General features: G+C 65.2%; 32 protein-coding genes and 1 tRNA gene. 21 read left to right on the forward strand and 12 right to left on the reverse strand.

Translation table 11 applies throughout. The features are described 5' to 3' along the window. Nucleotides 1–22: 22 nt before the first annotated feature. From fabI to fabA, 3 genes are all read right to left on the reverse strand, one after another. A complete protein-coding gene (gene fabI, locus GR328_RS10525; protein ID WP_160884483.1) occupies nt 23–853 on the reverse strand; it encodes an enoyl-ACP reductase FabI in 831 nt (276 codons plus the stop codon). 244 nt (nt 854–1,097) lie between these two features. Further along, nucleotides 1,098–2,321, reverse strand: a complete 1,224-nt coding sequence (gene fabB / locus GR328_RS10530; RefSeq protein ID WP_160884484.1) for a beta-ketoacyl-ACP synthase I — start codon at nt 2,319–2,321, stop codon at nt 1,098–1,100. A gap of 216 nt (nt 2,322–2,537) precedes the next feature. Next, nucleotides 2,538–3,059, reverse strand: coding sequence for a 3-hydroxyacyl-[acyl-carrier-protein] dehydratase FabA (fabA, locus tag GR328_RS10535; protein WP_160884485.1), 522 nt, complete (start codon nt 3,057–3,059; stop codon nt 2,538–2,540). Between the two features lie 250 nt (nt 3,060–3,309). Between fabA and irr the strand changes: the two genes are divergently transcribed. Next, nucleotides 3,310–3,783: a Fur family transcriptional regulator Irr gene (gene irr / locus GR328_RS10540; protein WP_160884486.1), complete on the forward strand. Its 474-nt coding sequence runs from the start codon at nt 3,310–3,312 to the stop codon at nt 3,781–3,783. 143 nt (nt 3,784–3,926) lie between these two features. Next, nucleotides 3,927–4,805: an EamA family transporter gene (locus tag GR328_RS10545; RefSeq protein ID WP_160884487.1), complete on the forward strand. Its 879-nt coding sequence runs from the start codon at nt 3,927–3,929 to the stop codon at nt 4,803–4,805. Between the two features lie 6 nt (nt 4,806–4,811). On the opposite strand, the gene GR328_RS10550 is transcribed toward GR328_RS10545, so the two are convergent. Both GR328_RS10550 and GR328_RS10555 read right to left on the reverse strand, forming a co-directional pair. Next, a complete protein-coding gene (locus GR328_RS10550; RefSeq protein ID WP_160884488.1) occupies nt 4,812–4,958 on the reverse strand; it encodes a DUF3096 domain-containing protein in 147 nt (48 codons plus the stop codon). A gap of 85 nt (nt 4,959–5,043) precedes the next feature. Then, on the reverse strand, nt 5,044–5,577 hold the full coding sequence (locus GR328_RS10555; protein WP_160884489.1) for an SH3 domain-containing protein: 534 nt from the start codon (nt 5,575–5,577) through the stop codon (nt 5,044–5,046). 164 nt (nt 5,578–5,741) lie between these two features. On the opposite strand from GR328_RS10555, the gene GR328_RS10560 reads away from it, so the two are divergent. Both GR328_RS10560 and GR328_RS10565 read left to right on the forward strand, forming a co-directional pair. Continuing rightward, entirely contained in the window at nt 5,742–6,734 is a 993-nt protein-coding gene (locus GR328_RS10560) for a 2-hydroxyacid dehydrogenase (RefSeq protein ID WP_160884490.1), read from the forward strand. A gap of 177 nt (nt 6,735–6,911) precedes the next feature. Continuing rightward, on the forward strand, nt 6,912–7,634 hold the full coding sequence (locus GR328_RS10565) for a Crp/Fnr family transcriptional regulator (RefSeq protein ID WP_160884491.1): 723 nt from the start codon (nt 6,912–6,914) through the stop codon (nt 7,632–7,634). Nucleotides 7,635–7,665: 31 nt separating this feature from the next. On the opposite strand, the gene GR328_RS10570 is transcribed toward GR328_RS10565, so the two are convergent. Then, nucleotides 7,666–8,295, reverse strand: a complete 630-nt coding sequence (locus GR328_RS10570) for a Crp/Fnr family transcriptional regulator (RefSeq protein ID WP_160884492.1) — start codon at nt 8,293–8,295, stop codon at nt 7,666–7,668. A gap of 445 nt (nt 8,296–8,740) precedes the next feature. Next, complete coding sequence (locus GR328_RS10575; RefSeq protein WP_160884493.1) at nt 8,741–10,060, reverse strand: flavin monoamine oxidase family protein; 1,320 nt, start codon at nt 10,058–10,060, stop codon at nt 8,741–8,743. A gap of 154 nt (nt 10,061–10,214) precedes the next feature. Between GR328_RS10575 and GR328_RS10580 the strand changes: the two genes are divergently transcribed. Then, entirely contained in the window at nt 10,215–10,946 is a 732-nt protein-coding gene (locus tag GR328_RS10580; protein WP_160884494.1) for a sulfate transporter family protein, read from the forward strand. A gap of 88 nt (nt 10,947–11,034) precedes the next feature. Here GR328_RS10580 and GR328_RS10585 read toward each other — a convergent pair whose 3' ends face one another. Next, complete coding sequence (locus tag GR328_RS10585; protein ID WP_160884495.1) at nt 11,035–12,150, reverse strand: complex I NDUFA9 subunit family protein; 1,116 nt, start codon at nt 12,148–12,150, stop codon at nt 11,035–11,037. 213 nt (nt 12,151–12,363) lie between these two features. Between GR328_RS10585 and GR328_RS10590 the strand changes: the two genes are divergently transcribed. Together GR328_RS10590 and GR328_RS10595 are read left to right on the forward strand one after the other, a co-directional pair. Next, a tRNA-Leu gene (locus tag GR328_RS10590) sits at nt 12,364–12,448 on the forward strand. Nucleotides 12,449–12,557: 109 nt separating this feature from the next. Continuing rightward, nucleotides 12,558–12,917 carry a DUF6538 domain-containing protein gene (locus GR328_RS10595; RefSeq protein WP_160884496.1) on the forward strand — a complete coding sequence of 120 codons (360 nt, stop codon included), beginning with the start codon at nt 12,558–12,560 and terminating at the stop codon, nt 12,915–12,917. A gap of 723 nt (nt 12,918–13,640) precedes the next feature. Here GR328_RS10595 and GR328_RS10600 read toward each other — a convergent pair. Then, nucleotides 13,641–14,126, reverse strand: coding sequence for a cupin domain-containing protein (locus GR328_RS10600; RefSeq protein WP_160884497.1), 486 nt, complete (start codon nt 14,124–14,126; stop codon nt 13,641–13,643). After that, a complete protein-coding gene (locus GR328_RS10605) occupies nt 14,123–14,794 on the reverse strand; it encodes a TetR/AcrR family transcriptional regulator (protein WP_246215800.1) in 672 nt (223 codons plus the stop codon). The genes GR328_RS10600 and GR328_RS10605 overlap by 4 nt, the downstream gene beginning before the upstream one ends. A gap of 416 nt (nt 14,795–15,210) precedes the next feature. Between GR328_RS10605 and GR328_RS10610 the strand changes: the two genes are divergently transcribed. After that, entirely contained in the window at nt 15,211–15,969 is a 759-nt protein-coding gene (locus tag GR328_RS10610; RefSeq protein WP_160884498.1) for a HugZ family pyridoxamine 5'-phosphate oxidase, read from the forward strand. A gap of 106 nt (nt 15,970–16,075) precedes the next feature. After that, nucleotides 16,076–16,990: a YihY/virulence factor BrkB family protein gene (locus GR328_RS10615; protein ID WP_160884499.1), complete on the forward strand. Its 915-nt coding sequence runs from the start codon at nt 16,076–16,078 to the stop codon at nt 16,988–16,990. Here GR328_RS10615 and GR328_RS10620 read toward each other — a convergent pair whose 3' ends face one another. After that, complete coding sequence (locus GR328_RS10620; RefSeq protein WP_160884500.1) at nt 16,991–17,158, reverse strand: hypothetical protein; 168 nt, start codon at nt 17,156–17,158, stop codon at nt 16,991–16,993. 249 nt (nt 17,159–17,407) lie between these two features. Here GR328_RS10620 and GR328_RS10625 point away from each other — a divergent pair, with 249 nt between their 5' ends. The 6 genes from GR328_RS10625 to GR328_RS10650 all read left to right on the forward strand — a co-directional run bounded on the left by GR328_RS10625 (nt 17,408) and on the right by GR328_RS10650 (nt 20,530). After that, on the forward strand, nt 17,408–17,875 hold the full coding sequence (locus tag GR328_RS10625; RefSeq protein ID WP_160884501.1) for an Hsp20 family protein: 468 nt from the start codon (nt 17,408–17,410) through the stop codon (nt 17,873–17,875). Nucleotides 17,876–17,957: 82 nt separating this feature from the next. Continuing rightward, complete coding sequence (locus tag GR328_RS10630) at nt 17,958–18,491, forward strand: Hsp20/alpha crystallin family protein (RefSeq protein WP_160884502.1); 534 nt, start codon at nt 17,958–17,960, stop codon at nt 18,489–18,491. 75 nt (nt 18,492–18,566) lie between these two features. After that, nucleotides 18,567–19,064, forward strand: a complete 498-nt coding sequence (locus GR328_RS10635) for a hypothetical protein (protein ID WP_160884503.1) — start codon at nt 18,567–18,569, stop codon at nt 19,062–19,064. Beyond that, nucleotides 19,040–19,783 carry an NADH dehydrogenase ubiquinone Fe-S protein 4 gene (locus GR328_RS10640; RefSeq protein WP_160884504.1) on the forward strand — a complete coding sequence of 248 codons (744 nt, stop codon included), beginning with the start codon at nt 19,040–19,042 and terminating at the stop codon, nt 19,781–19,783. Before GR328_RS10635 ends, GR328_RS10640 begins: the two co-directional genes overlap by 25 nt. 15 nt (nt 19,784–19,798) lie before the next feature. Further along, nucleotides 19,799–20,134 (forward strand): DNA-directed RNA polymerase subunit omega, encoded by a 336-nt coding sequence (gene rpoZ, locus GR328_RS10645; RefSeq protein ID WP_160884505.1) that lies wholly within the window; start codon nt 19,799–19,801, stop codon nt 20,132–20,134. A 33-nt stretch (nt 20,135–20,167) separates the two neighbouring features. After that, on the forward strand, nt 20,168–20,530 hold the full coding sequence (locus GR328_RS10650) for an SPW repeat protein (RefSeq protein WP_160884506.1): 363 nt from the start codon (nt 20,168–20,170) through the stop codon (nt 20,528–20,530). A 52-nt stretch (nt 20,531–20,582) separates the two neighbouring features. On the opposite strand, the gene GR328_RS10655 is transcribed toward GR328_RS10650, so the two are convergent. After that, on the reverse strand, nt 20,583–21,134 hold the full coding sequence (locus tag GR328_RS10655; RefSeq protein WP_160884507.1) for a sigma-70 family RNA polymerase sigma factor: 552 nt from the start codon (nt 21,132–21,134) through the stop codon (nt 20,583–20,585). A gap of 455 nt (nt 21,135–21,589) precedes the next feature. On the opposite strand from GR328_RS10655, the gene GR328_RS10660 reads away from it, so the two are divergent. From GR328_RS10660 to lptB, 6 genes are all read left to right on the forward strand, one after another. After that, nucleotides 21,590–22,003, forward strand: coding sequence for a response regulator (locus tag GR328_RS10660; RefSeq protein WP_160884508.1), 414 nt, complete (start codon nt 21,590–21,592; stop codon nt 22,001–22,003). Nucleotides 22,004–22,100: 97 nt separating this feature from the next. Continuing rightward, nucleotides 22,101–22,616 (forward strand): hypothetical protein, encoded by a 516-nt coding sequence (locus GR328_RS10665; protein WP_160884509.1) that lies wholly within the window; start codon nt 22,101–22,103, stop codon nt 22,614–22,616. 117 nt (nt 22,617–22,733) lie between these two features. After that, nucleotides 22,734–23,348, forward strand: coding sequence for a ribonuclease D (locus GR328_RS10670; RefSeq protein ID WP_160884510.1), 615 nt, complete (start codon nt 22,734–22,736; stop codon nt 23,346–23,348). Between the two features lie 63 nt (nt 23,349–23,411). Then, complete coding sequence (gene lptC / locus GR328_RS10675) at nt 23,412–24,227, forward strand: LPS export ABC transporter periplasmic protein LptC (protein WP_205789902.1); 816 nt, start codon at nt 23,412–23,414, stop codon at nt 24,225–24,227. Continuing rightward, entirely contained in the window at nt 24,224–24,832 is a 609-nt protein-coding gene (locus GR328_RS10680) for an LptA/OstA family protein (RefSeq protein ID WP_246215801.1), read from the forward strand. Before lptC ends, GR328_RS10680 begins: the two co-directional genes overlap by 4 nt. Before the next feature lie 53 nt (nt 24,833–24,885). Continuing rightward, nucleotides 24,886–25,731 carry an LPS export ABC transporter ATP-binding protein gene (lptB, locus tag GR328_RS10685; protein WP_160884512.1) on the forward strand — a complete coding sequence of 282 codons (846 nt, stop codon included), beginning with the start codon at nt 24,886–24,888 and terminating at the stop codon, nt 25,729–25,731. Nucleotides 25,732–25,815: the final 84 nt, after the last annotated feature.

The following is a 25,815-nucleotide window of genomic DNA, read 5'->3' on the forward strand; positions in this document are numbered from 1 at the left end:
CTGAATGGGCAGTGAATGCGCCTTACGCCTCTTCTCCCGTGACGCCTGCGGCGTCCTGGGCCTTCAGGATCTCGGGGCGGGGCATGGAGATGATGTTGTAGCCGGAATCCACGTAGTGGATCTCCCCGGTCACGCCCGCGGACAGATCGGACAGCATGTAGAGGGCTGCGCCCCCCACATCCTCGATGGTGATGTTCCGACGCAGGGGCGAATGGGCCTTCTGGTAGGTGAACATCAGGCGCGCATCTGCGATGCCGGCGCCCGCCAGCGTGCGGACCGGGCCCGCCGAGATGGCGTTGCAGCGGATGCCGGACGGCCCGAGATCGTTCGCGATGTAGCGCACGGAGGCTTCGAGCGCCGCCTTCGCCACGCCCATCACGTTGTAGTTCGGCATCACGCGGGTGGAGCCGCCATAGGTGAGGGTGAGAAGCGAGCCGCCGTTCTTCATGCGCCGTGCGGCGCGCTGCGCGACTTCCGTGAAGGAGAAGCAGGAGATGACCATGGTGCGCGAAAAGTTCTCGCGCGTGGTGACCTCCGTGTAGGAGCCCTTGAGCTGCGACTTGTCGGAGAAGCCGATGGCGTGGACCACGAAATCGAGGGAGTCCCAGCGCCTGTCGATGGCCTCGAAAGCGGCGTCGACGGAGGCGAGGTCCTCCACGTCGCAGGGGACCACGAGGTCGGAGCCCAGCGACTGAGCCAGAGGCGTCACCCGCTTGCCGAGAGCCTCGCCCTGATAGGTGAAGGCGAGTTCCGCTCCGTGCCCGGCCAGGGCCTTGGCGATGCCCCAGGCAATGGAATGGTCGTTCGCGACGCCCATGATGAGGCCGCGCTTTCCTTGCATCAGACCGCTCATGCGGGTCCCCCTCTGCATCGGCTCGATTGTCGGACGCCGATCGTTAGCAAACCGTGCATCCGGAGCCCTGGTCTTCATTTCAATGAGCGTGTCCATGCGAGATCCCCCTAAAGGTCCGGGACATCGCATGGCGCTGTCTCAGGTTTATGACGTCCTTAGAGCTGTTTCCACGGCCGTGGAAACAGCTCCCGTTTAGTTGCCGCATTTTTGACGGTGGACCGGGTCCACTTCGCCGAAAGATGCTCTAGCCGTTGTAGCGGCTGAAGACGAGCGTGGCATTGGTGCCGCCGAAGCCGAACGAGTTCGACAGGACCGTGTCGATCTTCGCGTCGTCGATGCGCTTGCGGACGATGTTCATGTCGGCGAAGGCCGGGTCGATCTCGTCGATATGGGCGCTCTCGCAGATGAAGCCGTTCTGCATCATCAGGAGCGAATAGATCGCCTCCTGCACGCCGGTGGCGCCGAGAGAGTGGCCGGTGAGCGACTTGGTGGCCGAGATGGGCGGGCACTTGTCGCCCGAGCCGAACACCTCGCGGATCGCCTCGATCTCCTTCTGGTCGCCGACCGGGGTCGAAGTGGCGTGCGGATTGATGTAGTCGACCGCCTCGCGCACGTTCTGGAGCGCCATGCGCATGCAGCGCACCGCGCCCTCGCCGGACGGGGCCACCATGTCGTAGCCGTCGGAGGTCATGCCGTAGCCGACGACCTCGCCGTAGATCTTGGCCCCGCGAGCCTTGGCGCGCTCCAGTTCCTCCAGCACCAGCACGCCCGCGCCGCCGGCGATCACGAAGCCGTCGCGGTTGGCGTCATAGGCGCGCGAGGCGCGGGAGGGGGTGTCGTTGTACTTGGTGGACATGGCGCCCATGGCGTCGAAGAGGTTGGACAGGGTCCAGTCCAGATCCTCGCAGCCGCCGGCGAACATCACGTCCTGCTTGCCGTACTGGATCATCTCGTAGGCGTTGCCGACGCAGTGGTTGGAAGTCGCACAGGCCGAGGAGATGGAATAGTTCACGCCCTTGATCTTGAACCAGGTTGCGAGCGTCGCGGACGCGGTGGAGGACATGGCCTTGGGCACGGCGAAGGGGCCGATGCGCTTGGGGCCCTTGTCCCGGGTGATCTCGGCCGCTTCCACGATCACGCGGGTGGAAGGGCCGCCGGAACCCATGATGATGCCGGTGCGCTCATTGGAGATGTCGCTCTCCTCGAGCCCCGAATCGCGGATCGCCTGATCCATGGCCACATGGTTCCAGGCGGTGCCGCGGCCGTGAAAGCGCATGGCGCGCCTGTCGACGAGGCTGTCCACGTCGATCTGCGGAGCTCCGTGCACCTGACAGCGGAAGCCGTACTTCTCGTAGTCCTCGGCCTTCGCAATGCCCGACTTCGCTTCGCGCAAAGAGGCAAGCACCTCCTGCGTGTTGTTGCCGATGGACGAAACGATGCCCATTCCGGTGACGACGACGCGCCTCATAGCCTACCTCTTCATAGGATCCTGGATGCCGGCCTTGTGATCCAACACGTAAGGCCTGACCGGCTCATTCTCAACCGCGAGCCTGCGGGGGATCGCCCAGCGATCCCCCTGAACAGATGGCCCCGCCGCACGCCGCAGGGCCGATTTCTCGAAAAGATCATGTCTTGTCAACATGATGCGTCTTTCCGGCATTGACCTTCGGGAAGCCCTGGAGCCTCAGCCGCCGGCCGGGGGCTCCGTCTGAAACAGGCCGACGCGCATGTCCTTGGCCTCGTAGATGCGCCGTCCGTCGGCCTCGAGCCAGCCGTCGGCGATGCCGAGCACCAGCTTGGAGCGGAACACGCGCTTGAGGTCCACGCCGTAGACCACCTTCTTCACGGTGGGCAGCACCTGGTCGGAGAACTTGACCTCGCCGACGCCCAGCGCCCGGCCGCGGCCGGGGGAGCCGCCCCAGCCCAAGAAGAAGCCGGTCAGCTGCCAGAGAGCGTCCAATCCAAGGCAGCCCGGCATCACGGGGTCACCCGCGAAGTGGCAGGGAAAGAACCAGAGGTCCGGGCGAATGTCGAGTTCGGCGCGCACATGGCCCTTGCCGTATTCGCCGCCCTCTTCCGAGATGGAGGTGATGCGGTCGAACATCAGCATGGGTGGCAGCGGAAGCTGCGCATTGCCGGAGCCGAACAATTCTCCGCGCCCGCAGGCAAGGAGCTCTTCGTAGTTAAAGCTGGACTGGCGGGCCATCCGGGGTGCCGATCCTTTCATCGCGTTCTCAAAAAGCGGCCCAGGGCAGGTCCCGGGGCCTTCGATGGGGCTCTGGTAGCACAGGCTTGGCCGTCCATCAAAGGGACCCGGGCGCCGAGCGGCAATTCTTTTGCCGTTCCAACCTCAAGGATCATTCCTTAAGCGCGGCCGCGGGTCACCTTGCGGCGACCCCCTCGCTTTCCTATGATTGTGATGATAGAAGCGCTCGTTCCCGCAAACAGTTCCGACGATGACAGATCCTTTGTCCGCCTATATTGAGTCCACCACGGCTCCGGCCCACCGGAGGGGTTGCCCCCTGTCTGAGCTGCGCGACAAACTTCGCCGCGTCGGCCTGCGCCCCACCCGGCAGCGCGTGTCGCTGGGCTGGCTCCTGTTCGGCAAGGGCGACCGCCACATCACGGCCGAGATGCTGTTCGAGGAAGCGAGCCGCGCCCGCGTGCCCGTGTCCCTGGCCACTGTCTACAACACTCTGCATCAGTTCACGGAAGCCGGCCTCCTGCGCCAGCTCGCCGTCGACGGCTCCAAGGCCTATTTCGACACCAACCCCACCGAGCACCACCACTTCTTCCTCGAGGATGTGGGCGAGCTCGTGGACATGCCCGACACCGCCGCCGTGAGCGTGGCCGATCTGCCCGAGCCGCCCGAGGGCATGGAAGTGGCTGGCGTCGAGGTGATCGTACGCCTTCGCCGTAAGTCGTCCTAAAAAATTCTCCGAACACGGTTCAAGAGCGGCAGCTGGAGCATCGGACCGGAAGGGGAGGCCGCTTTCCCCGATCGATCCGGTGCCCATTTTCTCAAGCGGCGCATCGCGGACTCCGGTTCCACGCGGTGCGCAGGGCTCCCGTCATGCCGATCGTCCATAGCCTCGCCGCTGTTCTCGTCACCGTCATCTGGGGCTTAAGCTTCGTGGTCATCAAGCTCGGTGTCGGTACCGTGCCGCCCCTGCTGCTCGGCGCTCTGCGCTTCCTCTTCGCCGCCCTTCCGGCCGTCTTCTTCGTCCCGCGCCCCAAAGTTCCCTTCGGGAACATCCTGGCCTACGGCTTCTTTCTCGGGGTGGCGCAGTTCGGGTTGCTCTTCGCGGCCCTCGCGCTGGGCATGCCGGCGAGCCTCGCCTCCCTCGTCATGCAGGCGCAGGTCTTCTTCACGATCCTCTTCGCGGCGCTCTTCATGAGCGAGCGGCCCGGACTTCACCAGGTCGCGGGCGGCCTCGTCGGGTTCTGCGGACTCGTGATCATCGCCGTGCCGCGCCTGTCCGGCAGCGGGGCCGGACCGTTCCTCATGACGGTGGCCGCCGCGGCCTCCTGGGGCGTGGCGAACATCGTGTCGAAGCGCGCGGGCCGGGTGGACATGCTGGGCTACATCGTCTGGGCGAGCCTCGTCGCACCGGTGCCTCTGCTCGGATTGTCGCTTGTGCTCGACGGGCCGGCTCAGGTCCTCTCCGCCCTGGCCGGCATGAGCCTGGGCACCTGGGGGGCCGTGGCCTATCTCGCCTATCCCACCACCATCCTCGCCTTCGGGATCTGGGCGTACCTGCTCTCGCGCCATCCGGCGGCGACCGTGACGCCCTTCGCCCTGCTCGTGCCGGTGGCGGGCATCCTCGGCTCGGCCCTCATCCTGGGCGAGGCCATGCGGCCCGTCGAGGCGATCGGCGGCGCCGTGGTCGTGGCGGGCCTGGCGCTGAACGTGTTCGGAGGAAGATTCCTGGGACACCAGAGAGCCGCCTGATGCCGCTCAGCGGATGAAGCCGAAGCCGGCGAGGGCGTAGGCGATCGGGAAGATGGCGACGAAGACGTTGAGGAAGCGGGGAGCGACCAGGGAGGCGATGCCGAGGATCGGTGCGAGGAAGGGGAGGAACTTGAAGCTCAGGTTGAGGGACATGAGGCTGGTTCCGGGTCACGTGTCCCATATCGCGTTACATGACGGGGTGCCTTGACAAACCCGAAAGATCCCTAAGGCCCGAAGGCTACTCGATCTGCTCGTTGGGATAGACGCCCCAGAGCTTTTCCTGTTCGACATAGCCGTCGAGATCGCGCGCGTTCTCCATGGTGATCATGACGCGGCACCATTTGCCGTCGCAGGCCCTCACGTTGGTGATCACGCCCGGCTGCATCTGGGCGATGACGGCGCCCTTGAGGTCCGGCCGGTCGAGCAGGCTGATCGGCGGTTCGCCGCTATTGGCCCAGGGCATCACGAGGGCCGTGCGCCGGCCTGAGAGAAGGGAATGGAGAACCCAGCCTTCGGTGCCCTCCGAATCGCGGATGCGCCGCCAGGTCTCGTATTCGGCGATGATCTCGACGGGCAGGCCCGCGCGCTGGAACACCCAGGCGGTCCGGTGATCCTTGGAGGGACCCTCGCGCAGGTTCACACGGTCGGACTTCAGGCTCACGAAGCGCGGCACGGGCAGGCCCGTGCCGAGGCGTCCGCCGGGAGGCTGCTGCGCCTGGGCCGACACTGCGCTCAGAAGAAAAGCGGCAATGGCGACGACGATCTTGCGCATGGAATTCCTCTCGGCGACTTTGTGTCTGCTTAAGCCTCTGATAGAGAAGCTTGGCTGATGCCGCCACGCGGCGGCTCGTCGCTTTTTGTTGCCGGAACAGGGTTAAGGGAGCGTGAAAGCCTCCCGAGAACCCGCCCATTTTGACGCGGGATTGCTGAGAGCCGATGAAAAAGAGACCTGTCGTCGTCGTCACCCGCCGCCTTCCCGACGTGATCGAAACGCGGCTGCGCGAGCTGTTCGATACGCGCCTCAACCTGGAGGACAAGCCTCTCGCGCGGGAGGAACTGACGGAGGCGGTCCGCACGGCGGACGTGCTCGTGCCCACCATCACGGACGAGATCGACGCCGCGCTGATCGAGCAGGCCGGGCCTGGTCTCAGGCTCATCGCCAATTTCGGCAACGGCGTCGACAACATCGACGTCGCCGCTGCCGTCGCGAAGGGAATCACCGTCACCAACACGCCGGGCGTGCTCACCGAGGACACGGCGGACATGACCATGGCGCTCATTCTCGCGGTCGCCCGCCGCATCCCCGAGGGCGCGCGCGTGATTCCCGAAGGGAACTGGGCGGGCTGGTCGCCCACCTGGATGCTGGGCCGGCGCATCACCGGCAAGCGGCTCGGCATCGTGGGCATGGGGCGCATCGGCCAGGCTCTCGCCCGCCGCGCGAGAGCCTTCGGCCTGTCGATCCACTATCACAACCGCCGCCACGTGCCGCCGAAGATCGAGGCGGAACTCGAGGCGACCTACTGGGAATCCCTCGACCAGATGCTGGCGCGCATGGACATCGTATCCGTGAATTGCCCGCACACTCCCGCCACCTACCACCTGCTTTCGGCGCGGCGGCTCAAGCTCATGAAGCCCGACGCCATTCTCGTGAATACCGCGCGCGGCGAGATCATCGACGAGGGTGCGCTCACCAAGCTCATCGAATCCGGCGCCATCGCGGGCGCGGGCCTCGACGTGTTCGAGGAGGAGCCCGCGGTCAATCCGCGCCTCGTGCGGCTCGCCAAGCAGGGCAAGGTGGTGCTCCTGCCTCACATGGGCTCGGCCACGCACGAGGGCCGCGTCGCTATGGGCGAGAAGGTGATCGTCAACATCAAGGCCTTCGTCGACGGCCACAAGCCGCCGGACCGCGTGCTGCCCAGCATGCTGTGATCCCTGGAGCGTCGGACATGAAAAGTAGGCTTGCATCTCGGGGATCGATCCGATGCCCTCTTCCTGGCAGCTTCGCTCGATGCACCGGAGGAGATGCCTCCATCATATAACATATGTGAGTGCGAGGCTCAGGGCACAGCGGTCAGAAGGGTTCTTCATTCTCGATGAAAAGCCTTCATGTCCGGTGGTCCTCTTCTCCTCAAGCTCGAACAGCACGACCGTCTCTCCGACGAGGAGAAGCGGGTTCTCGAAAACGCGATTTCGCGCATTCGAGTGGTCGAGGCGGACGAGGACATCGTGCACGAGGGCGATCATCCGTCCGAGAGCAATCTGCTCCTCGACGGATTTGCCGCGCGCTACAAGATCTTCTCCAATGGACGGCGGCAGATCACGGCGATTCATGTGCCCGGCGATTTCGTCGACCTGCACAGTTTTCTTCTGAGGGCCATGGATCACGGCGTTCTGGCGCTCACGCCCTGCCGCATCGCCGTGGTGCCCCACACGATGCTCGAAAGGATCACCGCCGAGCATCCCCACCTGACGCGCCTCCTGTGGCTCAACACCCTCGTCGATGGAGCCATTCACCGCGAATGGCTCACCGCCATGGGCCGCCTCTCGGCCACGGCCCACATGGCGCATTTCATCTGCGAGCTCTTCCTGCGCCTCAATGCCGTCGGACGCACCGACGGCGATACGATCCAGTTGCCTCTGACCCAGGCGGAGCTCGGCGACACGCTGGGGCTTTCCACCGTGCACGTGAATCGCGTGCTGCAGGAGTTGCGGAAGGAGGGGCTCATCCGATGGCAGGGCGATGCGCTGACGATTCTCGACTGGGAGCGGCTGAAGACGGTCGGCGAGTTCACGCCCACCTATCTCAACCTTCAGCATGAGGACCGCTGAGCATGGTGAAGGCCGATGCTTGCGGCCGTCCTCAATCCCGCTCCAGCTTCTGATCGATGCGCAGATAATCGGGGTTGTACTGGGCGATCCGCTGGAGCGCCTGCCGATCCCTGATCGTCAGCGTCTTTCCGGACGACGAGATCAGCCCGCTGCTCCGAAGCTCCAGCAGGGTGCGGTTGACGTGGACCGTGGAGAGCCCGAAAGCGTCGCTCAGATCGGCCTGGGTCAGCGGCAGCTCGAAGCTGTCGTCCTTCACCATCCCGATGGATGCCAGGCGGTCGGGCAGCTCGCAAAGGAAATGGGCCAGAGGCTCGCGGGCATCCATGCGTCCAAGCGACGTCATCCAGATCCGGTGCACGGCGCCGTCAATGAGGGTCGTGAGCCAGAGTGCGCGTGTGAGGAAGGGAAAGCTCCTCGTCACCTCGCGCAAGTCCTTGTGGGCAACGGACGCGACCCTGCAGGAGGTCAGAGCCGTAACTCCGCCGTCCATCTTCCTGAGCAGGAGGCTGTGGAGGTCTGCGAAGTCGCCGGGCACATGGATCGCCGTGATCTGCCGCCGCCCATCGGAGAAGATGGTTGTGGCGGATCGCAAATCCGGACAGGACGAGGCTGCTGTGAGAAGGGGTGCTGCCTTCGGGCACGATCTCTTCGCGCGGCTCATGGACACTGGTTCGCGCCGTGATCCTCTGGAGGACTTCCCTCTCCTCTTCCGAGAGGGCGCCATGCTTTTCGAGTTTGGTCATCAGAGAATTCTGCAGGCGCGTGATCGGACCCCCGAGGCCGGGCGGCATCTTGCGACGATCACCGTTGCATGTCCACTCCGGGACGTCCTGAAGCTCCCTAGCACGTCGTGCCGCGCAGGCGGGGGGACAGAGCCTCGACGAACGGCACGGTCATCGGAACGCGGCCCGACTCGTCCATGAGGATGATGGAATCGTCGAGCGGGTCGCCGGCCCCATCTCTGACGGCTTCCGCCGGGATGCCCCTGATGCCGTGAATAGCTTCGGTAGAGCCGCCTTGAGGCCGGGAAGATCGATGCCCTCCGGATCGTAGAGGACTTCGTCGTTGCGCCGAAGATGACGGTAGTGCCGAGGCCTGCGCCTAGATCATGGAGCGGTGCGGATTGTTCCGTGATCAGGTGCCGTCTCACGACGCCGAAGCGCGGCGCAGAGCTGCGCCGCAGCCCGCTCGCCTTCCTCCCACGCGCCTCCGGCCGTGCCCCATTGGGCGCGGGAGAGCGCCTCGCCCGCAAACCAGATCCGCTCGCCCACGGGCATCTTCAGGCTGTCGCGGATGGCGGCGCGACCCGGCGGAATGACGGCCCAGGACGCGCGCGACCAGGGATCGTTGCGCCAGCCGGTGGCATGCACGACGCTCAAGCGCCGCAAGGCGCGATGCCCGAAATGCTCGGCCAGGACCTCGCGCGCGAAACGGGCGGGAGCATAGGGGTCGCGCCGGTCGAACTGCGCCGCATGCGGCTGATCGAGTTCGAAGAAATGGAAAGGCGTGTCATCGATGCGCGTGAGGAGACCGGGCGGCGAGCGACGCGTGCCGGTCAATGTCGCGAGCCGGTCGGGACCCCTGAAAGGCGCATCGGGCCAGTGCAGAATCACGTGCTCGTAGATGCCCTGGGTAAAGCCGTGAATCGCCTGCTGAACCGCGTTCGGCAAGGCGGGCGCGAAGCGGATGCCGCCTGCCTGCAGCACGGCCATCGGGGCAGTCACGATGGCTGCTTTCGCGCGAAGCGTGCCTGCGGTGCTCTCCACCCGTACGCCCTGTCCCGACCAGTCGATGGAGCGAACGGCGGCTCTGAAGGTGACCGGCAGGCCTTTGCCGAGACGCGCGACGTAAGCGCCGAGGCCGCCTGCGATAAACAGGTTGTCGGCATATTCCATGCTCGGGAAATCGTGCAGGCTCACCTGGTCGAGGGGCCGCCCCGAGACGAGCCCGTGGATGGCGCAGACGCGGCGGCCCTGCGGGCCCATGCCGGGCGGCAGGGCCTTCGCGGCGGGCCGGTCCTCGGCCGTCCTGGCGGCCTGGGTCATCGCCCGGTCGGCCATGGCGAAGGCCCGGTCGAGGGCCGCGGCCTGGGCCCGGCTTCCGGGCCTGCCGCGCACGTAGAAATGGCCCTCCGTCGGCGCCCGTCTCAGAGGCTCGCCCCGGACGAAGCCCAGCTTCACGAGCGGATTGATCGGCCCGGCATGGAGCCAATGGGCGCCGAGATCCACGGGATACCCCTTGAAGGCCCGCGTGACGGCGCGCCCTCCGATCCGGTCCCGCGCCTCCAGCACCGCGACCGTGAGCCCCTCGGCGACGAGCCGCAGCGCCGCCGCGATGCCGGCGCTGCCGGCTCCGACGATCACCACATCGGGTTCCGGGGAGGCGTTGATGGCGGGCGGGCTGTCGAGCGGCACGGATGTCCCCATTCTCCAGAACCCTCTCGCGATCCGAGAGGGTCGTCCATAAGTAAAAGGCCACGCCTTCTCCGGCGAGGCGGCGATTTCCTACCGAGGGAGCATCGGACGGGGTCCTGGAGCGGAACCGCCCCGCGCCCGATGCTTCGAGAAAGACGAACGAGACATGCTGATCCAGACGGTTGTCGCGGCGGCCCGCGACGTGTTTTCCCCGGCGCTCCGGCGAATCCTATGGAAGTCCATCGGCCTCACCCTGGCGCTGCTGGCGCTGGTCTGGGTCGTGCTGACGCGCCTCCTCGATGCATTCCTCTCCAGGTATCAACTGACCGAAGCCTATCCGATTCTCGATACCCTCGCCTTCCTCCTGGCGGGCTTCGGCCTCTTCGTCGCGCTAGCCTATCTGCTGCCTGCGGTTTCCGCCGTTGTGGCGGGCTACTTCCTCGACGACGTGGCCGAGGTGGTGGAGACGAGACGCTATCCCGCCGATCCGCCGGGCCAGGCCCTGCCCTTTGGAAAAGCCATTCTCTACGGCCTGCGCTTCGGGGCTCTCTCCCTGGCGGTGAACCTCGTCGCTCTCCTCCTGCTCTTCGTGCCGGGAGTCAATATCGGCGTGTTCTTCGCCGCCAACGCCTACCTTCTGAGCCGTGAATATTTCGAGTTGGCGGCGGGCCGCTTCTGGTCGCCCGAGGACGTCAAGCGCCTGCGCGCGGAGCACCGTGGCACCGTACTGGCAGGCGGCGTCGTTCTGGCGGGTCTCGTCCTGGTGCCGGTGCTCAACCTCATCACCCCGATCTTCGGCGCGGCGATGATGGTCCACCTGCACAAGAGGCTCATGCGGGATCCGGCGAGGCGGCTTCCGCCCCGCCGCGGGGACCGGGCGTCGATCGAGGCGCGGTAGAGCATTCTTCGGCGAAGTGGATCCGGTTCGCCGTTGAAACTGCGCCAAACCGGAGAAGAGAGATGAATCCGCACAAGCGGAAACAGATCTAGCGGATGGAGCGAACCGCGTCCGGCGGCTCGATCGCGGCCGGGCCGGAGGCTTGCTCCGGCTGGAAGTCCGAGGAGGCGCCCCCCGACCGCGGAGCCAGAAGGTCCGGCGTCGTGGTGGTGGCGTTGCGCTTGAGGTCGAACTGGCCGGTCTTGCGAAAGCGCACCAGATAGGACGGCACGATCGCCTCGATAGTGGTGGGCGTCACGCCCATTCCCTGGATGGTGCGGCCCTCGGCGGTGGCGGCCTCGGAGACCACGTTGTCGGTTTCGAGCAGGACGGCCTGGTCGTGGGTGGTGATGATCTCGTCCGGCAGGAGGCCAAGGGTGAGCTTGTCGAGCGCGCCCATGACCGTGCCCTGGAACCGGGCGATGGCGTTCGGTACCGGCACGATGGCACGCCTGCGCTCGGTGACCTCGCAGACGAATTCCATCATCTGGCGCATGGTGCGAATTTCGGGGCCGCCGAGCTCGTAGGTGCCCGGCTTCACCGTGCCGTCCACGGCGCGCGCGATGGCCTCGGCCACGTCGCCCGCATAGACGGGCTGGAAGCGGGTGTCGCAGCCCGGCAGCGGCAGCACGGGGAGCATGCGGGCAAGGGACGCGAACCGGTTGAAGCTGTTGTCGCCTGGCCCGAACAGGATCGAAGGGCGCAGGATCACGGCGTCCGGCCGCACCGTCATGAGATTGGCCTCGCCCGCCGCCTTGGAGCGGGCATAGGCCGATTCGGAACGGGCGTCGGCGCCGAGGGCGGAGACATGAATGAAGGACACGGCCTTCTCGGCGGCCTCGGCGATGAGGCGGGGAGCCTCCGCATGGATCGCCTCGAAAGTCTGGCGTCCGCTTTCCTGCAGGATGCCGGTGAGATTGATGACATGGTCGGCCCGCATCACCGCGTGCCTGATCGACTCGGGGTAGCGGATATTGGCCTGGATCGGATGCACCTGTCCCACCTTGCCCATGGGCAGGAAGTTCGTGAGATTCGGGTGGCGGGTGGGCACCAGCACGCGATACCCGCGCTTGGCCAGGAGGCTGACCACGTAGCGGCCGAGAAAGCCTGATCCGCCGAAGACCGTGACAATTTGCTGCTCAGGCGTGCGAAGGGCGCCGATCATGAAATCCTCCTGGTCACATGGGACCGACCGCTCAAGGGACGGGCCAGTCAAGGATATGTCCGGTCAATGACTTGGCCATGAATTGAGCCATGTCTCTAGTCAAACGCCGCCCCCCTGTGAAGGGGCGTTGCGCCAAGAAAGCGCATCGGACGCATTTTCAGCGATTGACGTGGCCCGAGAAGCGCCGTAAACGAAGCCTCGCCGAACAGGCATGCCCAGGTGGCGGAATTGGTAGACGCGCTGGTTTCAGGTACCAGTGGTGAAAGCCGTGGAGGTTCGAGTCCTCTCCTGGGCACCATCTCTTTCCTTAGTCGAGCAAGACTAAGAACTTGAGGTGTGGTAAGGGTTTAGGGTCAGGCGACTGTACAACATGCCTGATCGACATGCCCCTCCGTACAGCTCGTCCCATGAGACGCCCTGGTACTCGCAACGAACAGTTCATCCAACGTATCCCGTCCGACGTCATCGACCGCATCAGGGGAACAAAGTTACTGATCCCTGTCGGTGACCGGATCGTCACGAAGAAGATCGGCCCGACGGCTCAGGACATTCGTCTGTCTCTTTCGACATCCGATCCAAAGGTCGCCAAGGAGCGTCATGCTCAGGTCAGTGCGGCTCTGGCGAAACACTATGCCGCTGCAAGGCAGGGACCTCGCAGGCTCACGCCCAAGGAGACGGTGGCTCTCGCCGGAATTGCTTACCGGATTTGGGTAGATGCCTTCGACGATGATCCCCGGCCCTCCCGGTCTTTGGGACCGGGAGATTGACGCTAATGAAGAAGTGATTCAGGGGCTCCCTCACCGAGACCGTTTGAGGCTTACGACTGCAACCCCTGAGGAAAAGCGATGCGCCTTCCGGCGGCCTTGGAGCGGCGCTTCCGGCCTGTCGCGGATGTCGTGCTTGGATAGGAGGTTCTGACAGTCACACCGAAGGCCGGATCTGTGAAGGATGGACAGGCACGGGAAATACCGCTGCCCCCTCACTTGGTCGAACTAGGGTTCCCAGGCTTCGTCATGTCGCCTCCGGATGGCCATCTATTCCTGAAGCCGAATGAGGCTGAACCTGATCCGGAGAAGAAGGTTCTTGGCCCGCTACAGGGTGCGAATAACAGCCTTGTGGAGTTTGTCCGCCAGTTTGTCCCTGATCCCAATGTTGCGCCAAACCACGGCTCGCGACAACGCTTCAAGACCTTGTGGCGGGAGGCTGGTCTAGACCCGCGCATCATGGGCGAAATACAGGGACCTGCGGCCCGGACGGTTGGGGACGGGGACGGCGACGTAACATTTAAGGCTATGGCGTCCGCACTTGCCAAGTTCCCTCGACAGGACATTAGTTCGGCATCCGAGCCTATCGGAAAGACGACGTGGGCTGGGGCAGTGCCCGGGGCGAGCGTTGGCGAGACGCCTGGAGCCCGTTCCCCGGATTGAATTGCTGTGCAATTGCGGCGCAATCTAGCGGACGACGCATCAGCAGTCGGTGCCAAAGTAGGCTCAAGCGACGTTGAGGGTCGACGATGCAGTCCCGACGAAGGAGATGCCATGTCTGGCGCAGGCTGCTCCGACGAGGTCCAGTTCTTCGGGAGTCGGAGGGCCGAAGCCGGGTTTTTTCGTGCCGACCTCGCGGAAGAACGCCTCCATCGAGCGGTCGATGACCACGAGAAGTTCGGCGGGCGTGCTACCGGTGTTCGTGTAGCCATGCGGGACATCGGAGGGCACGTTCAACACGTCCCCGGCGCGGGCGATCAGACGTTGTTCCTCTCCATCCTGAAGCGTTGTGAACGTCACCTCGCCGGATAGAACTCGGAAGAACTCGGGGGACGGGTGGCGGTGGAGCGGGGTTCCGGAGCCCGCAGGTATTTGGACCTCGAGTACAACGACTGGGGTGCCTTCGAGATACCCACTGAAGCGTACCCGATCACGGACGACCCAGAGCGTGTCGATGTCCCGGGACGGTGTAAGTTTGATTGTGCTGGTCATGTCTGTTCCTCTTGCTTTCCTAGGTCCTCTTGATTGCTTCTCCCGTGTCGGAGCGCGTCTAGAAGCGTGCTGATGGCCCAGGACACGGCTTCGCCAGCCTCCTGGCCGTCGAGATTCCAATAGTCTTTGAGCGTGTGCCAAGCGGGCGCACTGTAGAGGAGCTGGATCACGGCAACCGCTTGCTTCGCCCGCAAGGGGTCCAGGCCCTGCGTGACGTCGGCAAGACTTCTGCGGAAGGCGGCCTGCCGCTCCGGGTTGGCACGCAAGCGCATCTCGCGGCCAGAACGGGAAGTCAGTGCCGCGCGGATTAGTCCCTCGTGACGGTCGAAGCCGGCGAAGGTCTCGGGTGGCATGGCGACCAGGTCTGCCTCTGTCTCCGGCCATGTCCGCAAAGCAACCTGTTGGTTGGTCCAGGCCCAAAACGCCTCAAGTAGTGTGTCCTTGTTAGTGAAGTGTCGGAAGACCGTGCGTCGCTGGACACCAGCTTCTTCGGCGATGGCGTCGAAGGAGAGAGCTTCTTCCGGGGCAGTCTCGAACAGCCGGGCAACCGCGGCGAGGATGCGCTGGCGGGTTTCCTCCGCCTGGGCCTGTCGTAAGGGGCTCTCGTACTTCCGTGCTGTCTGCGAATTCATGTCACTACCTGTGACATCAAATTGCGCGGCTGTCAATCCGCTGCCCCCGAGGAGCGAAGACGTGATGTCTCTGGCCCCTTCAGGAAGCCTCTCCACGAAAATCAGAGCGGAACAGGTGCGGTCCTGGTCGCGAGCAAAGACCAGACTGCTGAGGGAGTTCATCGGCGACAGAATACCGGAGCGTTAAAATTCTGAAGTTCTCACTCGTGCCGGTCGCGGTGGTCCGCCCGGCATGGCCAGCTACGATCACTGGCCGAGCGTCGGCGAAGTCATCACAAGGGCCTAAGGGGGCTCCGCAAGCAAGCACGCGGCGAGCGGGGTCGTTCCCGTGATCGGGTTGCTGCGTTCTTTACGACGATCGTATCCCGGCCGGGCCGGCCGGGCTCGGGCGCCGCCACCGGGATGCGTGGCGTCGGTTGTCTCGAACAGGGGGAGGGCCTAGGATCATGAACATGACGGAAAAAGACCCGACCCTGCCGGTGGACGACGAGGCGCGGCTTCTGGCCAAGAGGCTGATGCGCACCGCCCGCTCGGGCGCGCTCGCCACCATTGGCGCCGACGAGGGCATGCCCTTCGCCAGCCTGGTGGCGGTGGGCACCGACATCGACGGCTCGCCGGTGATCCTCACCTCGCAACTGTCGGTTCATACCCGTCTGCTCGCGGACGATTCGCGCTGCTCGCTTCTGCTTTCCGCCCTCGGCAAGGGCGATCCGCTGGCCCATCCGCGCCTCACCCTTCTCGCTCGTGCCGAGAGGCTGGAGCCCGGTTCGGACGAGGCGCGACGGGTTCGCCGCCGCTATCTCCTGCAGCATCCCAAATCCGCGCTCTACGTGGATTTCCCCGACTTCGCCTTTTGGCGGCTGAACATTGCCTCGGGCAGCCTCAACGGCGGTTTCGGCCGCGCCTACCGCATGTCCCGTGAAGATCTGCTGACCGACATGTCCGCCTTCTCCGATTTCGCGGAGATGGAAGCGGGAGCCGTGGAGCACATGAACGAGGATCATGGAGACGCGGTGGCGCTCTATGCGACGAACCTCTGCGGCGGGCGCGAGGGCGCGTGGCGGCTGATCGGGATCGATCCGGAAGGTCTGCAGCTGGCGCTCGGCGACGAGCTGCTGCGGCTCTCCTTTGCCCCGCCCCTGCGAGGGCCGGAGGAGCTGCGCCCCAGGCTCGTCGATCTCGCCAGGGAGGCGCGGGCCCGCAGCGGCTGAGGCGGCACGCGGCGTCTCGGCCCTTGCCATCCGGTCCGCCGGATTGCGACAAAGAATCGGGATCGCGCGGGACAGCCCGGCCGGTCCGCCGAGCCTCGGATCCTCCATGCGCGCCATGCCCCTTGCCGTCCTGTCCACCCGCATCCGCCCCTTCCTTGCGGCCCTTTCCGACGCGTGGGTGAGCTTTGGGCGCAACGACGGCCTGGCCATGGCGAGCCACGTGGCACTCTCTCTCGTCATCGCCCTGTTCCCGTTCCTCGTCTGTGTGGCGGCCCTGGCGGCCTTTCTCGGCGCGGGGCGCATCTCCACGCATATCGTCCACCTGCTCTTCGATGTCTGGCCCGAGGGCGTGGCGGGGCCGCTGGCGAGAGAGGCTGACAGGGTCCTCGTGCCCAAGCGCAACGTGCTGACGATCTCCGTCATCATCACCCTGCTGGTGGCGACGAACGGCGTGGAGAGCCTGCGGGTGGCTCTCTGCCGCGCTTACGGGACCGCGCGGTCGAGGCCCTGGTGGCGGGCGCGGCTCATCGGCATCGGCTTCGTGGTGGGAGGCGCGGGCGCGCTGGTGGCGGCGTCCGTTCTCGTGGTGCTGTGGCCCTCGATCTGGCGCGCCGCCGGATTCTATGTGACGGATCTGAAATCCGTGCGCCTGACCTATGATCTGGTGCGTTATGCGCTGGCTTCCATCGTTCTCGTCGCCGGCCTGACGGCCGCGCACCTCTGGCTCGTGGATACGCGCGCCCCCTTGCGGGACATCGCGCCCGGCATCGCGGCGACGCTGGTGCTGTGGCTTGCGGGCGCGACGCTCTACGGCGAGTTCCTGGCCCGTGTCACCCACATGAAGGCGACCTATGCGGGCCTCGCCGGCTTCCTGACGGCCCTGATCTTCCTGCAGATCTCGGCGGCGATCTTCATCTTCGGCGCGGAGCTCAATGCCGCTCTTCGCAGCCGCAGGAGGGTCCCGGGCGAGCAGGTGCCGCCGGCCATCGTAGCCGAGCGGGCCGCCCTGCAGCAGGCCTGATCAGGAGCTCACGCCTTCCTCGCGATTCCTCTCGCAGTCCCGCTTCGGGGCCGCCTGCGGCGATTGCTGTTGGTGCTGGGCGCGGATGACGGCATCCGAAGCCCGAGGCGCAATCGAGGGGGCGGCGGCAAGGACCGTCAGGACGGCGAGGGGAAGTGCGTGGAGCATGATCCGTCGTTCCTTCATGGAGCTGTGATGAGACTAGCGCATCGGGCCCAAAAAATGGATTCGTTTTCACGGACGCGGCTCTTCAGGTCCGATGCTCCAACACCGAAACTGCGCTCGCGCACCCTCTTGAAAAACAGAGCCGGCGCTCTTAACATCATGATTGCCAAGGCCTTTAAAGGCTTGGCCTTACGGGCGCCGGCAGGTGTCCGGCACCCTTATGGTTACGTTGCTCACGTGGAGGATGTAGCTATGAGATCGGCTTTTGACTTTTCCCCCCTTTACCGTTCCACGGTCGGGTTCGACCGGCTGTTCGATCTGCTCGACCAGTCCTCGCAGATCGATTCCATGACCAACTGGCCGCCCTACAATATCGAGAAGGCGGGCGAGGACCAGTATGTCATCACCATGGCCGTCGCCGGCTTCTCGACCGATGAGATCGAGATCACCCAGAAAGAGAACCAGCTCCTCATCGCAGGCCAGAAGAAGGTTTCCGAAGAGGGCAGGCAATATCTGCATCGCGGCATCGCGACCCGCGCCTTCAGGCAGACCTTCAATCTCGCCGACCATGTGAAGGTCACCGGCGCCAGCCTCGAGAACGGACTGCTGACGATCGAGCTGAAGCGCGAGGTGCCCGAGGCCCTGAAGCCCCGCCGGATCGAGATCGCGACCGGCGACAAGGCCCAGCCGCAGCAGATCGAGCACAGCAAGGCCGCTTAACGCCGCGATCCTCGCCGATCTCGGTGCCGGACGCTGACGCCGGCACCGAACGACGGCGCATGAGTGAAAGGAGGAAGGAAGCATGAATATGCGCGATCTCATTCCATGGGGTCGCAACTCGCAGACGACCCCGAGCCGCTATCGCGAGGAAGGCGATCCCTTCATGACGCTTCATCGCGAGATGAACCGGCTCTTCGACGACGTCTTTCGTACGTTCGACATGGCCCCGTTCGGCTCCCTCGGCGGCACGGGGCACAGCACGGGACGCGTGGGCGGATGGCCGCATGTGGAAGTCGTCGAAACCGACGGAGATATCCGCGTCTCGGCGGAACTGCCGGGCATCGAGGAGAAGGATGTCGAGGTGCTGATGGGCGACGGCGTTCTCACCATCCGCGGCGAGAAGAAATCCGAGATCGAGGACAAGGACCACGCCTTCAGCGAGCGGTACTACGGCCGCTTTGAGCGCCGCATCCCGCTCGCTTGGGATGTCGAGGACGACAAGGTCGATGCCTCGTTCAAGAACGGTGTGCTCACCGTCACCATGCCGAAATCGGCGCAGGGCCGGTCGAACGTCAAGCGGATCGCCGTCAACAGCGGGGATACGACCAAGCATTGATCTTCAGGTCGCTTCGTATGGCGGGGCACCCGGGCAGCCGGGTGCCCATGATGGGTCATGGAAGGAAGGGGAACGATGATTCAACCGACCACAATCGATCATCGCGCCGGCGCCCCTCGGGCCGGCGAGTTCATGCCCGGGCTCTGCGCATCGCAGGTCCCCCGGCCGTCTCTCACGGAGGCTCTGGTGGATCCCGGAAGCGCCTTCGACGATCCCGGCGAGGTGACGGGGCATCCCTGGTTCACCCGCGAGGAGAAGCGCACGATCCTGCTCTCCTGGGCGCGGGACGAGCTTCTGCTCGAGCAGGTGGCGCGCAGGTCCCTGCCAGAGCTTCGGCCGAGATCGCGGATCGATGCCGTGATCGCGGCGCTCTCGCGGTACGATCCCACGGCTGCCACCGAGTATCGCAGGGCCGCGGCCTCGATCCGAGCGCCGCAACCGGACGGAGCTTTGACCGCAGGGATCGCGGGCAGGGATCGTGGATGGTCCGGAAACGCGAAACGCCCCTGGGTCGCGGGGGATTCGAAGGATTCGAGGAGGAACGCAGCATGCATGAGCTCAGCATCGGCATAGGCCACAACCAGCCGCCACCGTCAGGCCTCGTCCGCGGGCAGCCCTGGCCCGAGGATGCGCAGGCCGTGATCAGCCGCCGGAAGCCGTCCGTGACGACCTCGGGAAGGGCCGACATGAGAGGGTGGGTTCTGCGCTTCGAGCGGCGCAGCCCGCAAACGACCGAGCCGCTGATGGGGTGGATTGCCGGCGACGATCCGCTCGCGCAGGTCGAGCTGACCTTCGAAACCCGCGAGCAGGCCGTCGCCTACGCGGACCGGGAGGGTTTGGCCTGTCGCGTCGAGGGCGAGACGGGCTTTCCTGACAAGAGCGGAGCCGCATCCCGCCCGAGGCGGGAGCGAGACGCCGTGGAAAGCGCCATGAGCGGCATCGTGCGGCTGTCCCTGCTGCAGAACCGCTACGGCCGCTGCGACACGCCGGTCATGCCGGAGCTGGACCGGGCCTTCGTCAATCCGGCCTCCGTCTTCGGCTCTCCCGACGACGTTCTGCGTCACCCGCTGCTGACCCTCGACTGCAAGCGCGAGATCCTGTGGCGCTGGGCCTGGGACGAGTACCTGCTCGACTTGGCCGATACGGACGGAATGCCCGAAGGCCAGCCCTCGCGCTTGCCCGAGGTGAGGGCGGCCCTGCGGTGTCTGGATGCCGAGTGGAGCCCGGATCCCGCTGCGCCCGCGGCGTTCGTCGTCTCGTATGTGCGGGACGGCCGGCGTCTCGCAGCATGAGGAATGGAGCGTACCATGGCACGGATCACGACATGCGACTGCGAGCGGTTCGTGCCGAACCGGTTCGAACTGGTGCTGCTCGCGGCCGAGCGGGCGCACCGGCTGGCGGCCGGCGCGGAGCCGCTGATCGCACGGGGTCAGGAGCCTGTGACGCTTCTCGCGCTCCGCGAGATCGCCTCGGGCCGGATCGAGCTCGATCGTCTGCGGGATGAACTGATCGGGCGCGTCTCGCGGAGCGACCACGACATGCCTTTCGGCGGGCCGTCATCCGGATGGCTCGCACCGGGTTCCTGGACGGACGGGAGCCGCGAGGGCCCGTCCGGCGGGAAGGCACCCGAGAGGGTGCATTGATGAAACCTTCGCTTCCGGCAAGGGAGGTTGATCATGCTGAAAGGAAGAACCGAACTCACCGCCATCAACATCGTTAATGCCGTTCTGGCCGCATGTCTGTTCGTCTCTCCCTGGCTCTTCGGCTTCGGCGGAGAGCAGGCCGCGTCCTGGAACGCCTGGATCTGCGGTCTTGCAGTCGCCGTGCTGGCGCTCGCGGCCGTCCGGGAGCTGCATGAATGGGAGGAGTGGGGGAGCCTGGCTCTCGGCCTCTGGACGCTTGCGGCTCCCTGGATTCTGGGCTTCGCGGGCATCGCTGCCGCCCTCTGGGCACATGTCGGCATAGGCCTTGCGGTCGCCGTTCTGGCCGCCGTCGAGCTGTGGCTCCTCCGCGCGAATCCGCCGGCCCAAGCGGCGTGAACGGATACCGGGCTTGGCGGCAGGCATGCCTGCCGCCAAGCTCCTCTCGGGTTCAGGCCGATGTGTGAACGAAGAGGGCCGCCTTGACGAGACGGTCGGGGCCCAGGTCGTCATGGGCGTCGAAGTTCATCAGTTCCGTCAGCCGTCGGCGCGCTCGATTGATGCGGCTCTTGATGGTGCCTATATTCGTGCCGCAGATCCGCGCCGCATCCTCATAGGTCAGCCCCTCCGCCGCCACGAGTAGGAGCGCCTCGCGCTGGTCGAGCGGGAGTTGCGCAAGGGCTTTCAGCATGTCCTCGAAATCGAGGCGCGATCCTTGATCGGGCATGACGGCCACCTTCTCGGCCCACGCGCCTTCCGGGTCCTCGATCTCGCGCTTTCTGCGGCGGACCTGGGTGAGAAAGTCGTTGCGAAGAATCGTGAAGAGCCAGGCCTGCATGCTGGTGCCGGGCTGAAATTTGTCGATATTGCTCAGGCCCTTCAGAAGGGCCCCCTGCACCAGATCGTCGGCGCGGTCCACATTGCCGCAGAGAGAAATTGCGAAGGCTCGCAGATGGGGGATGGCGGCCAGCATCTGCTGCTTCAGGGGTGTCTCAGCCGCCATTCGCATCCCTTCTCGTCCAGAACTCAAAAGCAGACGCCTCCCCGGAGGCCGGTGCATTAACCTATGTGAAGCCTCGCCGCTTTCTTCGGACACGGATGCTCAGGAATTAATGTGCCCGAAGAAGGTGGCAAGTCCTTGCCGGCAACGCAGTCCTACCATCGAAACGAAAGGCCTTCTTGGCAAGCCGATCCTGAGGCGTCAGCCTCATCCCTGAGGGGTTAGGACTTTCCCAAGTTCAGGAACTGCCAAGCCTGAGAAAAGGCCATGCCCAAGGGTCAGGACATGCTCAAGAGGTAGGATATTCGAGAGTTACATAAGTGAATGAGACACCCGGCGAAGAGGACGATGATCTGGTTCCGTTAGCGGATGCGATGATTCGCCCGTCCAGCCGCACTCTTCACCGCCCCACAGGCCTCTCTGAAGCCTGTGGCCGACCTATTAGGTAGGCAGATTCCATGGCTCCGACACGCTGCATGATCGTGGAAGACCAGGCCTTGATCGGCATGTCCCTCGAAGCTTCCCTCGAAGACGCCGGCTTCGTGGTGGAAGGCCCCTTCATGAGCAAGGCTCAGGCCCTGAGCTGGCTCGAGAACGACACGCCGGACATCGCCCTCCTCGACGTCATGATCAAGGATGGAACTTCGGTGGAGATCGCCCGTGCCCTGAAGAGCCGTGGGGTTCCCTTCGCGGTCTATTCCGGACTACCCCGGAATGCAGACGGCCCGTCCGAGTTGCGGAACGTGCCGTGGCTGGAGAAGCCTGTCAGCCGGGAAACCTTGGCGTCCACGCTCGAAGAGCTCGTGGCGCGGCCCTCCTGTTGGGCTGCGGGGAGGGAAAGCTCGTCCTCCCAATCACCGGGAACCCCTTGAGGAACATCAGCCTTCTCGGCTGGGGCGCCAGGGCTCGAATCGGAACTATGGAATGCGCAATGCCGTTGTTCAGGCATAACGTGTCCTGGAGGACGCCATGCGCGCATCGTTCAAAGTCCTGATGGCTGCGACCCTGTTCCTGGGCGGTGCCGCAGCACTCGAGCCGAGCCCCGCTTCGGCGCAGCCCCGCTGGGAGCGTCCGATCGCCCCCCGTTCCGCCATCCGGGTGCCTGCCTACCGGGACAGGGCGTTTGCCGGGCCCCGGATCTATCGGGGTGCCCGCTATTACGGTCCCGGCCCTCGGGTCTACCGGGGCGCCCGCTACTACGGTTACCGCGATAGAGGCTATCGCCGGGCCTATTACGGGCGGCGCTATTACGGCGGCTATCCCTATCGCTACTATCGCCGCGGCTATGGTGGTGCGGTGGTGGCGGGCCTGCTCGGGGGCCTCGCCCTCGGCGCCATCGCGAATCCCTATTATTACGGCTACGGTCCTGCCTATTATCCTTCCTACCAGCCCGCCTATTTCGGCTCGTATTGCGTGATCGAGCGCAGGCGTGTGGTCAACCGGTACGGCCGCCTCGTCTTGCGGCGCGTTGAGGTCTGCTACTGAGGCGAACGTGCACCATCCTGAAAGCCCCGCTTCCGGCGGGGCTTTCTTGATCGTTGAAGATCGCGTCGAGACACGCTAGAGCCGCATCCGGCATCTTTCGCAATTGGCTTACCTTCCATGACAGCGCGTTTCCATCGCGGCGATCTGCCCGCGGATTATCAGCCCGGCTCCGCGATCGCGATCGACACCGAGACGCTCGGCCTCAACCCTCACCGGGACCGGCTCTGCGTGGTGCAGATCTCGAAGGGCGACGGCGATGCCGACGTGGTGCAGATCCTGAAGGACGGCCCGCTGCCTGAGAACCTGATCCGCGTCCTGGCGGACGAGAGCGTCCTCAAAATCTTCCATTATGCCCGCTTTGATCTGGCCGTGCTCTTCCACGCCTTCGCCGTGATGCCGCGGCCCGTCTACTGCACCAAGGTGGCATCGAGGCTGGTGCGCACCTATACGGACCGGCACGGCCTGAAGGACCTCGTGCGGGAATTCCTCGGGATCGAGCTGTCCAAGCAACAGCAATCCTCCGATTGGGGCGCCGACATCCTCACTCCGGCCCAGCTCGACTATGCCGCATCGGACGTGCTGCATCTCCATGCCCTCAAGGACAAGCTCGACCAGAGGCTGGAAAGGGAAAACCGGCTCGGCATCGCCCATCAATGCTTCTCGTTCCTGCCGACCCGGGCGCAGCTCGATCTTCTGGGCTGGGCTGAGACCGACATTTTCGCGCATAGTTGACGCAGACTTAAACTTTCCCGCATAAACCCCATGTCCGTCATAACATCGCCATCACCGATCGGCATGGCGCCAGAAAGCGGTCAGACGGAAGGGATTGGATCGGACGTGGCGGGATTTCAGGTCATCACGACACAGGACAGCCGGGTCTCGAGGCCGGCTGCCCGTACGCACGCCTTCCGCAAGGCCCGGCGTCATTCCCGCTGGGTGCGCTTCGCAAAGATCGCGATTCCCTCAGGGTCCATCCTGGCCATGGCGTCCGTGGCCCTTTTCGCCTATTTCGAGCCGTTCAAGCAGATCGAGAATCTGAGCTTCGACAATATCGGGGTCGACGGCACGAGCGTGACCATGGAGGCACCCAGGCTCACCGGGTTCAAGAACGACAACCGCCCTTACGAAGTCACCGCCAGCGCGGCCACGCAGGATGTCCGGAAGCCCAATTTCGTGGAGCTGAAGGATTTGCGGGCCCGCATCGTCACCGACGACCGGGGCAGCGTCGCCCGGCTCGAGGCCGATATCGGCGTGCTGAATACCCAGAAGGAGCAGATGAATCTGCGACAGAGCGTCCGCGTGACGACGGATGCAGGTCAGGAAGTCCAGATGCAATCCGCTTTCGTCGACTTCAAATCCGGCTCTGTCACCTCCACCGAACCCGTCACGGTCATACTCGGCGACAACGGCCGGATCGAGGCCAAGGGGCTGAAGGTCGTCGACAATGGCAAGGTCCTGAGCTTCAAGGGGCGCGTGCACACCACCTTCATGCCCTCCGCAGCCTCCGGGCCCGATGATGCTCCCGCTCCCGCAGGAACGGATTCCGCCGTCCCCGTCTCCCCTCCCGCCGCTGGACCCGCAGCGGCTCAACCGACAAGTGTTCGTCCATGATGAGTCTCGCACGCCACGCGCTTGCTCTGGCGCTTCTCGTTCCGGCCGCGACGTCCCCCGTCTGGGCCCAGGCCTCGAAGGAGCGGGCGGTGGGCTTCGGCAATTTCGGATCCAGCAAGGAGCCGATCAAGATCGACGCCAATAAGCTCGACGTGTTCGACAAGGAGGGGCGCGCGGTCTTCTCCGGCGACGTGGTGGCGGTTCAGGGCGAGAGCACCATGAAGTGCACGGTCATGACCGTGTTCTACGAGCAGAAGCGCGAAGGCGCCGAGGCACAGCCCGCCGCGGCAGCGGCGCAGGGGCCCGGCGAGAGCGCGATCAAGAAGATCGAATGCAAGGGACCGGTCACCATCGTGTCCAGAACGCAGGTGGCCACCGGCGACAACGCCACCTTCGACCGGGATGCCAACAAGATCCTGCTCAACGGCAACGCCGCGCTCAGCGACGGCCCCAACGTGACCCGGGGCGAGCGCGTGGTCTATGACATCAACACGGGCGTGGCGAGCATCGACACCAAACCCGGCGGTCGCGTGCGGGCGCTGTTCGTGCCCGGCAACGGCAATCCGGCTCCGACCGGCGCCGGCAACGCCAAGCCCAGGCCGTAATTCCGTTCGAAGGCTGGAGGATCTCCGGCTTTCTCCCTTTGGTGGTGGATTCCGTGAAGTCTCTTTTCAACCGCGCTCAAGCCGCTCCGGCGGACACGACGACCTTGGCACGCCGGGCGATCGCTCCGGCGCCGCATCCGTTCGGCCGCCCTGAGCATCCGGGTGTGTTCGGCGGTCCCGGCATTCTGGCCGTCAAGGGTCTGCAGAAGAGCTACCGTGGCCGCACGGTGGTGCAGGATGCCGGTCTGAACGTGCGCGCCGGCGAGGCGGTCGGCCTGCTCGGCCCCAACGGCGCGGGCAAAACCACGATCTTCTACATGATCACCGGCCTCGTGCAGGCGGATCGGGGTGTCATCAGCCTCGACGGGCACGACGTGACCGGTCTCCCCATGTATCGTCGCGCGCGCCTCGGCATCGGCTATCTTCCGCAGGAAGCCTCGATCTTCCGGGGCCTGAGCGTGGAGGACAACATCCGCGCCGTGCTCGAGATCGTGGAGCCGAGCCGCAAGGAGCGCGAGCGCAAGCTCGACGCGCTCCTCGACGAGTTCAACATCACGCGTCTGCGCAAGGCACCGTCCATCGCGCTGTCGGGCGGCGAGCGCCGCCGCTGCGAGATCGCCCGCGCGCTCGCGGGTGAGCCCACCTTCATGCTCCTGGACGAACCTTTCGCGGGCATCGATCCGATCGCGGTGGGCGACATTCAGAACCTCGTGCGGCACCTCACCCGCCGCGGCCTCGGCGTTCTCATCACCGACCACAACGTGCGCGAGACGCTGGGCCTGATCGACCGCGCCTACATCATCCATTCCGGCCGCGTGCTCACCGAAGGCTCGCCAGACGCCATCGTGGCCAACGAGGACGTGCGCCGTCTCTATCTCGGCGAGGATTTCCGCCTCTAGCGCATCGGGCGAGTGGCCGGAGGGCCGAGGCGCTCTGCCTTTTGACCTCCGGCCGGGGACCGCGGTAAAAGAACGGGCATGCAA

Source organism: Microvirga makkahensis (assembly GCF_009830105.1).
Taxonomy (GTDB): domain Bacteria; phylum Pseudomonadota; class Alphaproteobacteria; order Rhizobiales; family Beijerinckiaceae; genus Microvirga; species Microvirga makkahensis.

Coding starts and splice junctions, on each gene's coding strand:
- fabI (WP_160884483.1), bottom strand. CDS start 853: ATGAGCGGTCTGATGCAAGGAAAGCGCGGCCTCATCATGGGCGTCGCG.
- fabB (WP_160884484.1), bottom strand. CDS start 2,321: ATGAGGCGCGTCGTCGTCACCGGAATGGGCATCGTTTCGTCCATCGGC.
- fabA (WP_160884485.1), bottom strand. CDS start 3,059: ATGGCCCGCCAGTCCAGCTTTAACTACGAAGAGCTCCTTGCCTGCGGG.
- irr (WP_160884486.1), top strand. CDS start 3,310: ATGACAGATCCTTTGTCCGCCTATATTGAGTCCACCACGGCTCCGGCC.
- GR328_RS10545 (WP_160884487.1), top strand. CDS start 3,927: ATGCCGATCGTCCATAGCCTCGCCGCTGTTCTCGTCACCGTCATCTGG.
- GR328_RS10550 (WP_160884488.1), bottom strand. CDS start 4,958: ATGTCCCTCAACCTGAGCTTCAAGTTCCTCCCCTTCCTCGCACCGATC.
- GR328_RS10555 (WP_160884489.1), bottom strand. CDS start 5,577: ATGCGCAAGATCGTCGTCGCCATTGCCGCTTTTCTTCTGAGCGCAGTG.
- GR328_RS10560 (WP_160884490.1), top strand. CDS start 5,742: ATGAAAAAGAGACCTGTCGTCGTCGTCACCCGCCGCCTTCCCGACGTG.
- GR328_RS10565 (WP_160884491.1), top strand. CDS start 6,912: ATGTCCGGTGGTCCTCTTCTCCTCAAGCTCGAACAGCACGACCGTCTC.
- GR328_RS10570 (WP_160884492.1), bottom strand. CDS start 8,295: ATGAGCCGCGCGAAGAGATCGTGCCCGAAGGCAGCACCCCTTCTCACA.
- GR328_RS10575 (WP_160884493.1), bottom strand. CDS start 10,060: ATGGGGACATCCGTGCCGCTCGACAGCCCGCCCGCCATCAACGCCTCC.
- GR328_RS10580 (WP_160884494.1), top strand. CDS start 10,215: ATGCTGATCCAGACGGTTGTCGCGGCGGCCCGCGACGTGTTTTCCCCG.
- GR328_RS10585 (WP_160884495.1), bottom strand. CDS start 12,150: ATGATCGGCGCCCTTCGCACGCCTGAGCAGCAAATTGTCACGGTCTTC.
- GR328_RS10595 (WP_160884496.1), top strand. CDS start 12,558: ATGAGACGCCCTGGTACTCGCAACGAACAGTTCATCCAACGTATCCCG.
- GR328_RS10600 (WP_160884497.1), bottom strand. CDS start 14,126: ATGACCAGCACAATCAAACTTACACCGTCCCGGGACATCGACACGCTC.
- GR328_RS10610 (WP_160884498.1), top strand. CDS start 15,211: ATGACGGAAAAAGACCCGACCCTGCCGGTGGACGACGAGGCGCGGCTT.
- GR328_RS10615 (WP_160884499.1), top strand. CDS start 16,076: ATGCGCGCCATGCCCCTTGCCGTCCTGTCCACCCGCATCCGCCCCTTC.
- GR328_RS10620 (WP_160884500.1), bottom strand. CDS start 17,158: ATGCTCCACGCACTTCCCCTCGCCGTCCTGACGGTCCTTGCCGCCGCC.
- GR328_RS10625 (WP_160884501.1), top strand. CDS start 17,408: ATGAGATCGGCTTTTGACTTTTCCCCCCTTTACCGTTCCACGGTCGGG.
- GR328_RS10630 (WP_160884502.1), top strand. CDS start 17,958: ATGAATATGCGCGATCTCATTCCATGGGGTCGCAACTCGCAGACGACC.
- GR328_RS10635 (WP_160884503.1), top strand. CDS start 18,567: ATGATTCAACCGACCACAATCGATCATCGCGCCGGCGCCCCTCGGGCC.
- GR328_RS10640 (WP_160884504.1), top strand. CDS start 19,040: ATGCATGAGCTCAGCATCGGCATAGGCCACAACCAGCCGCCACCGTCA.
- rpoZ (WP_160884505.1), top strand. CDS start 19,799: ATGGCACGGATCACGACATGCGACTGCGAGCGGTTCGTGCCGAACCGG.
- GR328_RS10650 (WP_160884506.1), top strand. CDS start 20,168: ATGCTGAAAGGAAGAACCGAACTCACCGCCATCAACATCGTTAATGCC.
- GR328_RS10655 (WP_160884507.1), bottom strand. CDS start 21,134: ATGGCGGCTGAGACACCCCTGAAGCAGCAGATGCTGGCCGCCATCCCC.
- GR328_RS10660 (WP_160884508.1), top strand. CDS start 21,590: ATGGCTCCGACACGCTGCATGATCGTGGAAGACCAGGCCTTGATCGGC.
- GR328_RS10665 (WP_160884509.1), top strand. CDS start 22,101: ATGCGCGCATCGTTCAAAGTCCTGATGGCTGCGACCCTGTTCCTGGGC.
- GR328_RS10670 (WP_160884510.1), top strand. CDS start 22,734: ATGACAGCGCGTTTCCATCGCGGCGATCTGCCCGCGGATTATCAGCCC.
- lptC (WP_205789902.1), top strand. CDS start 23,412: ATGGCGCCAGAAAGCGGTCAGACGGAAGGGATTGGATCGGACGTGGCG.
- GR328_RS10680 (WP_246215801.1), top strand. CDS start 24,224: ATGATGAGTCTCGCACGCCACGCGCTTGCTCTGGCGCTTCTCGTTCCG.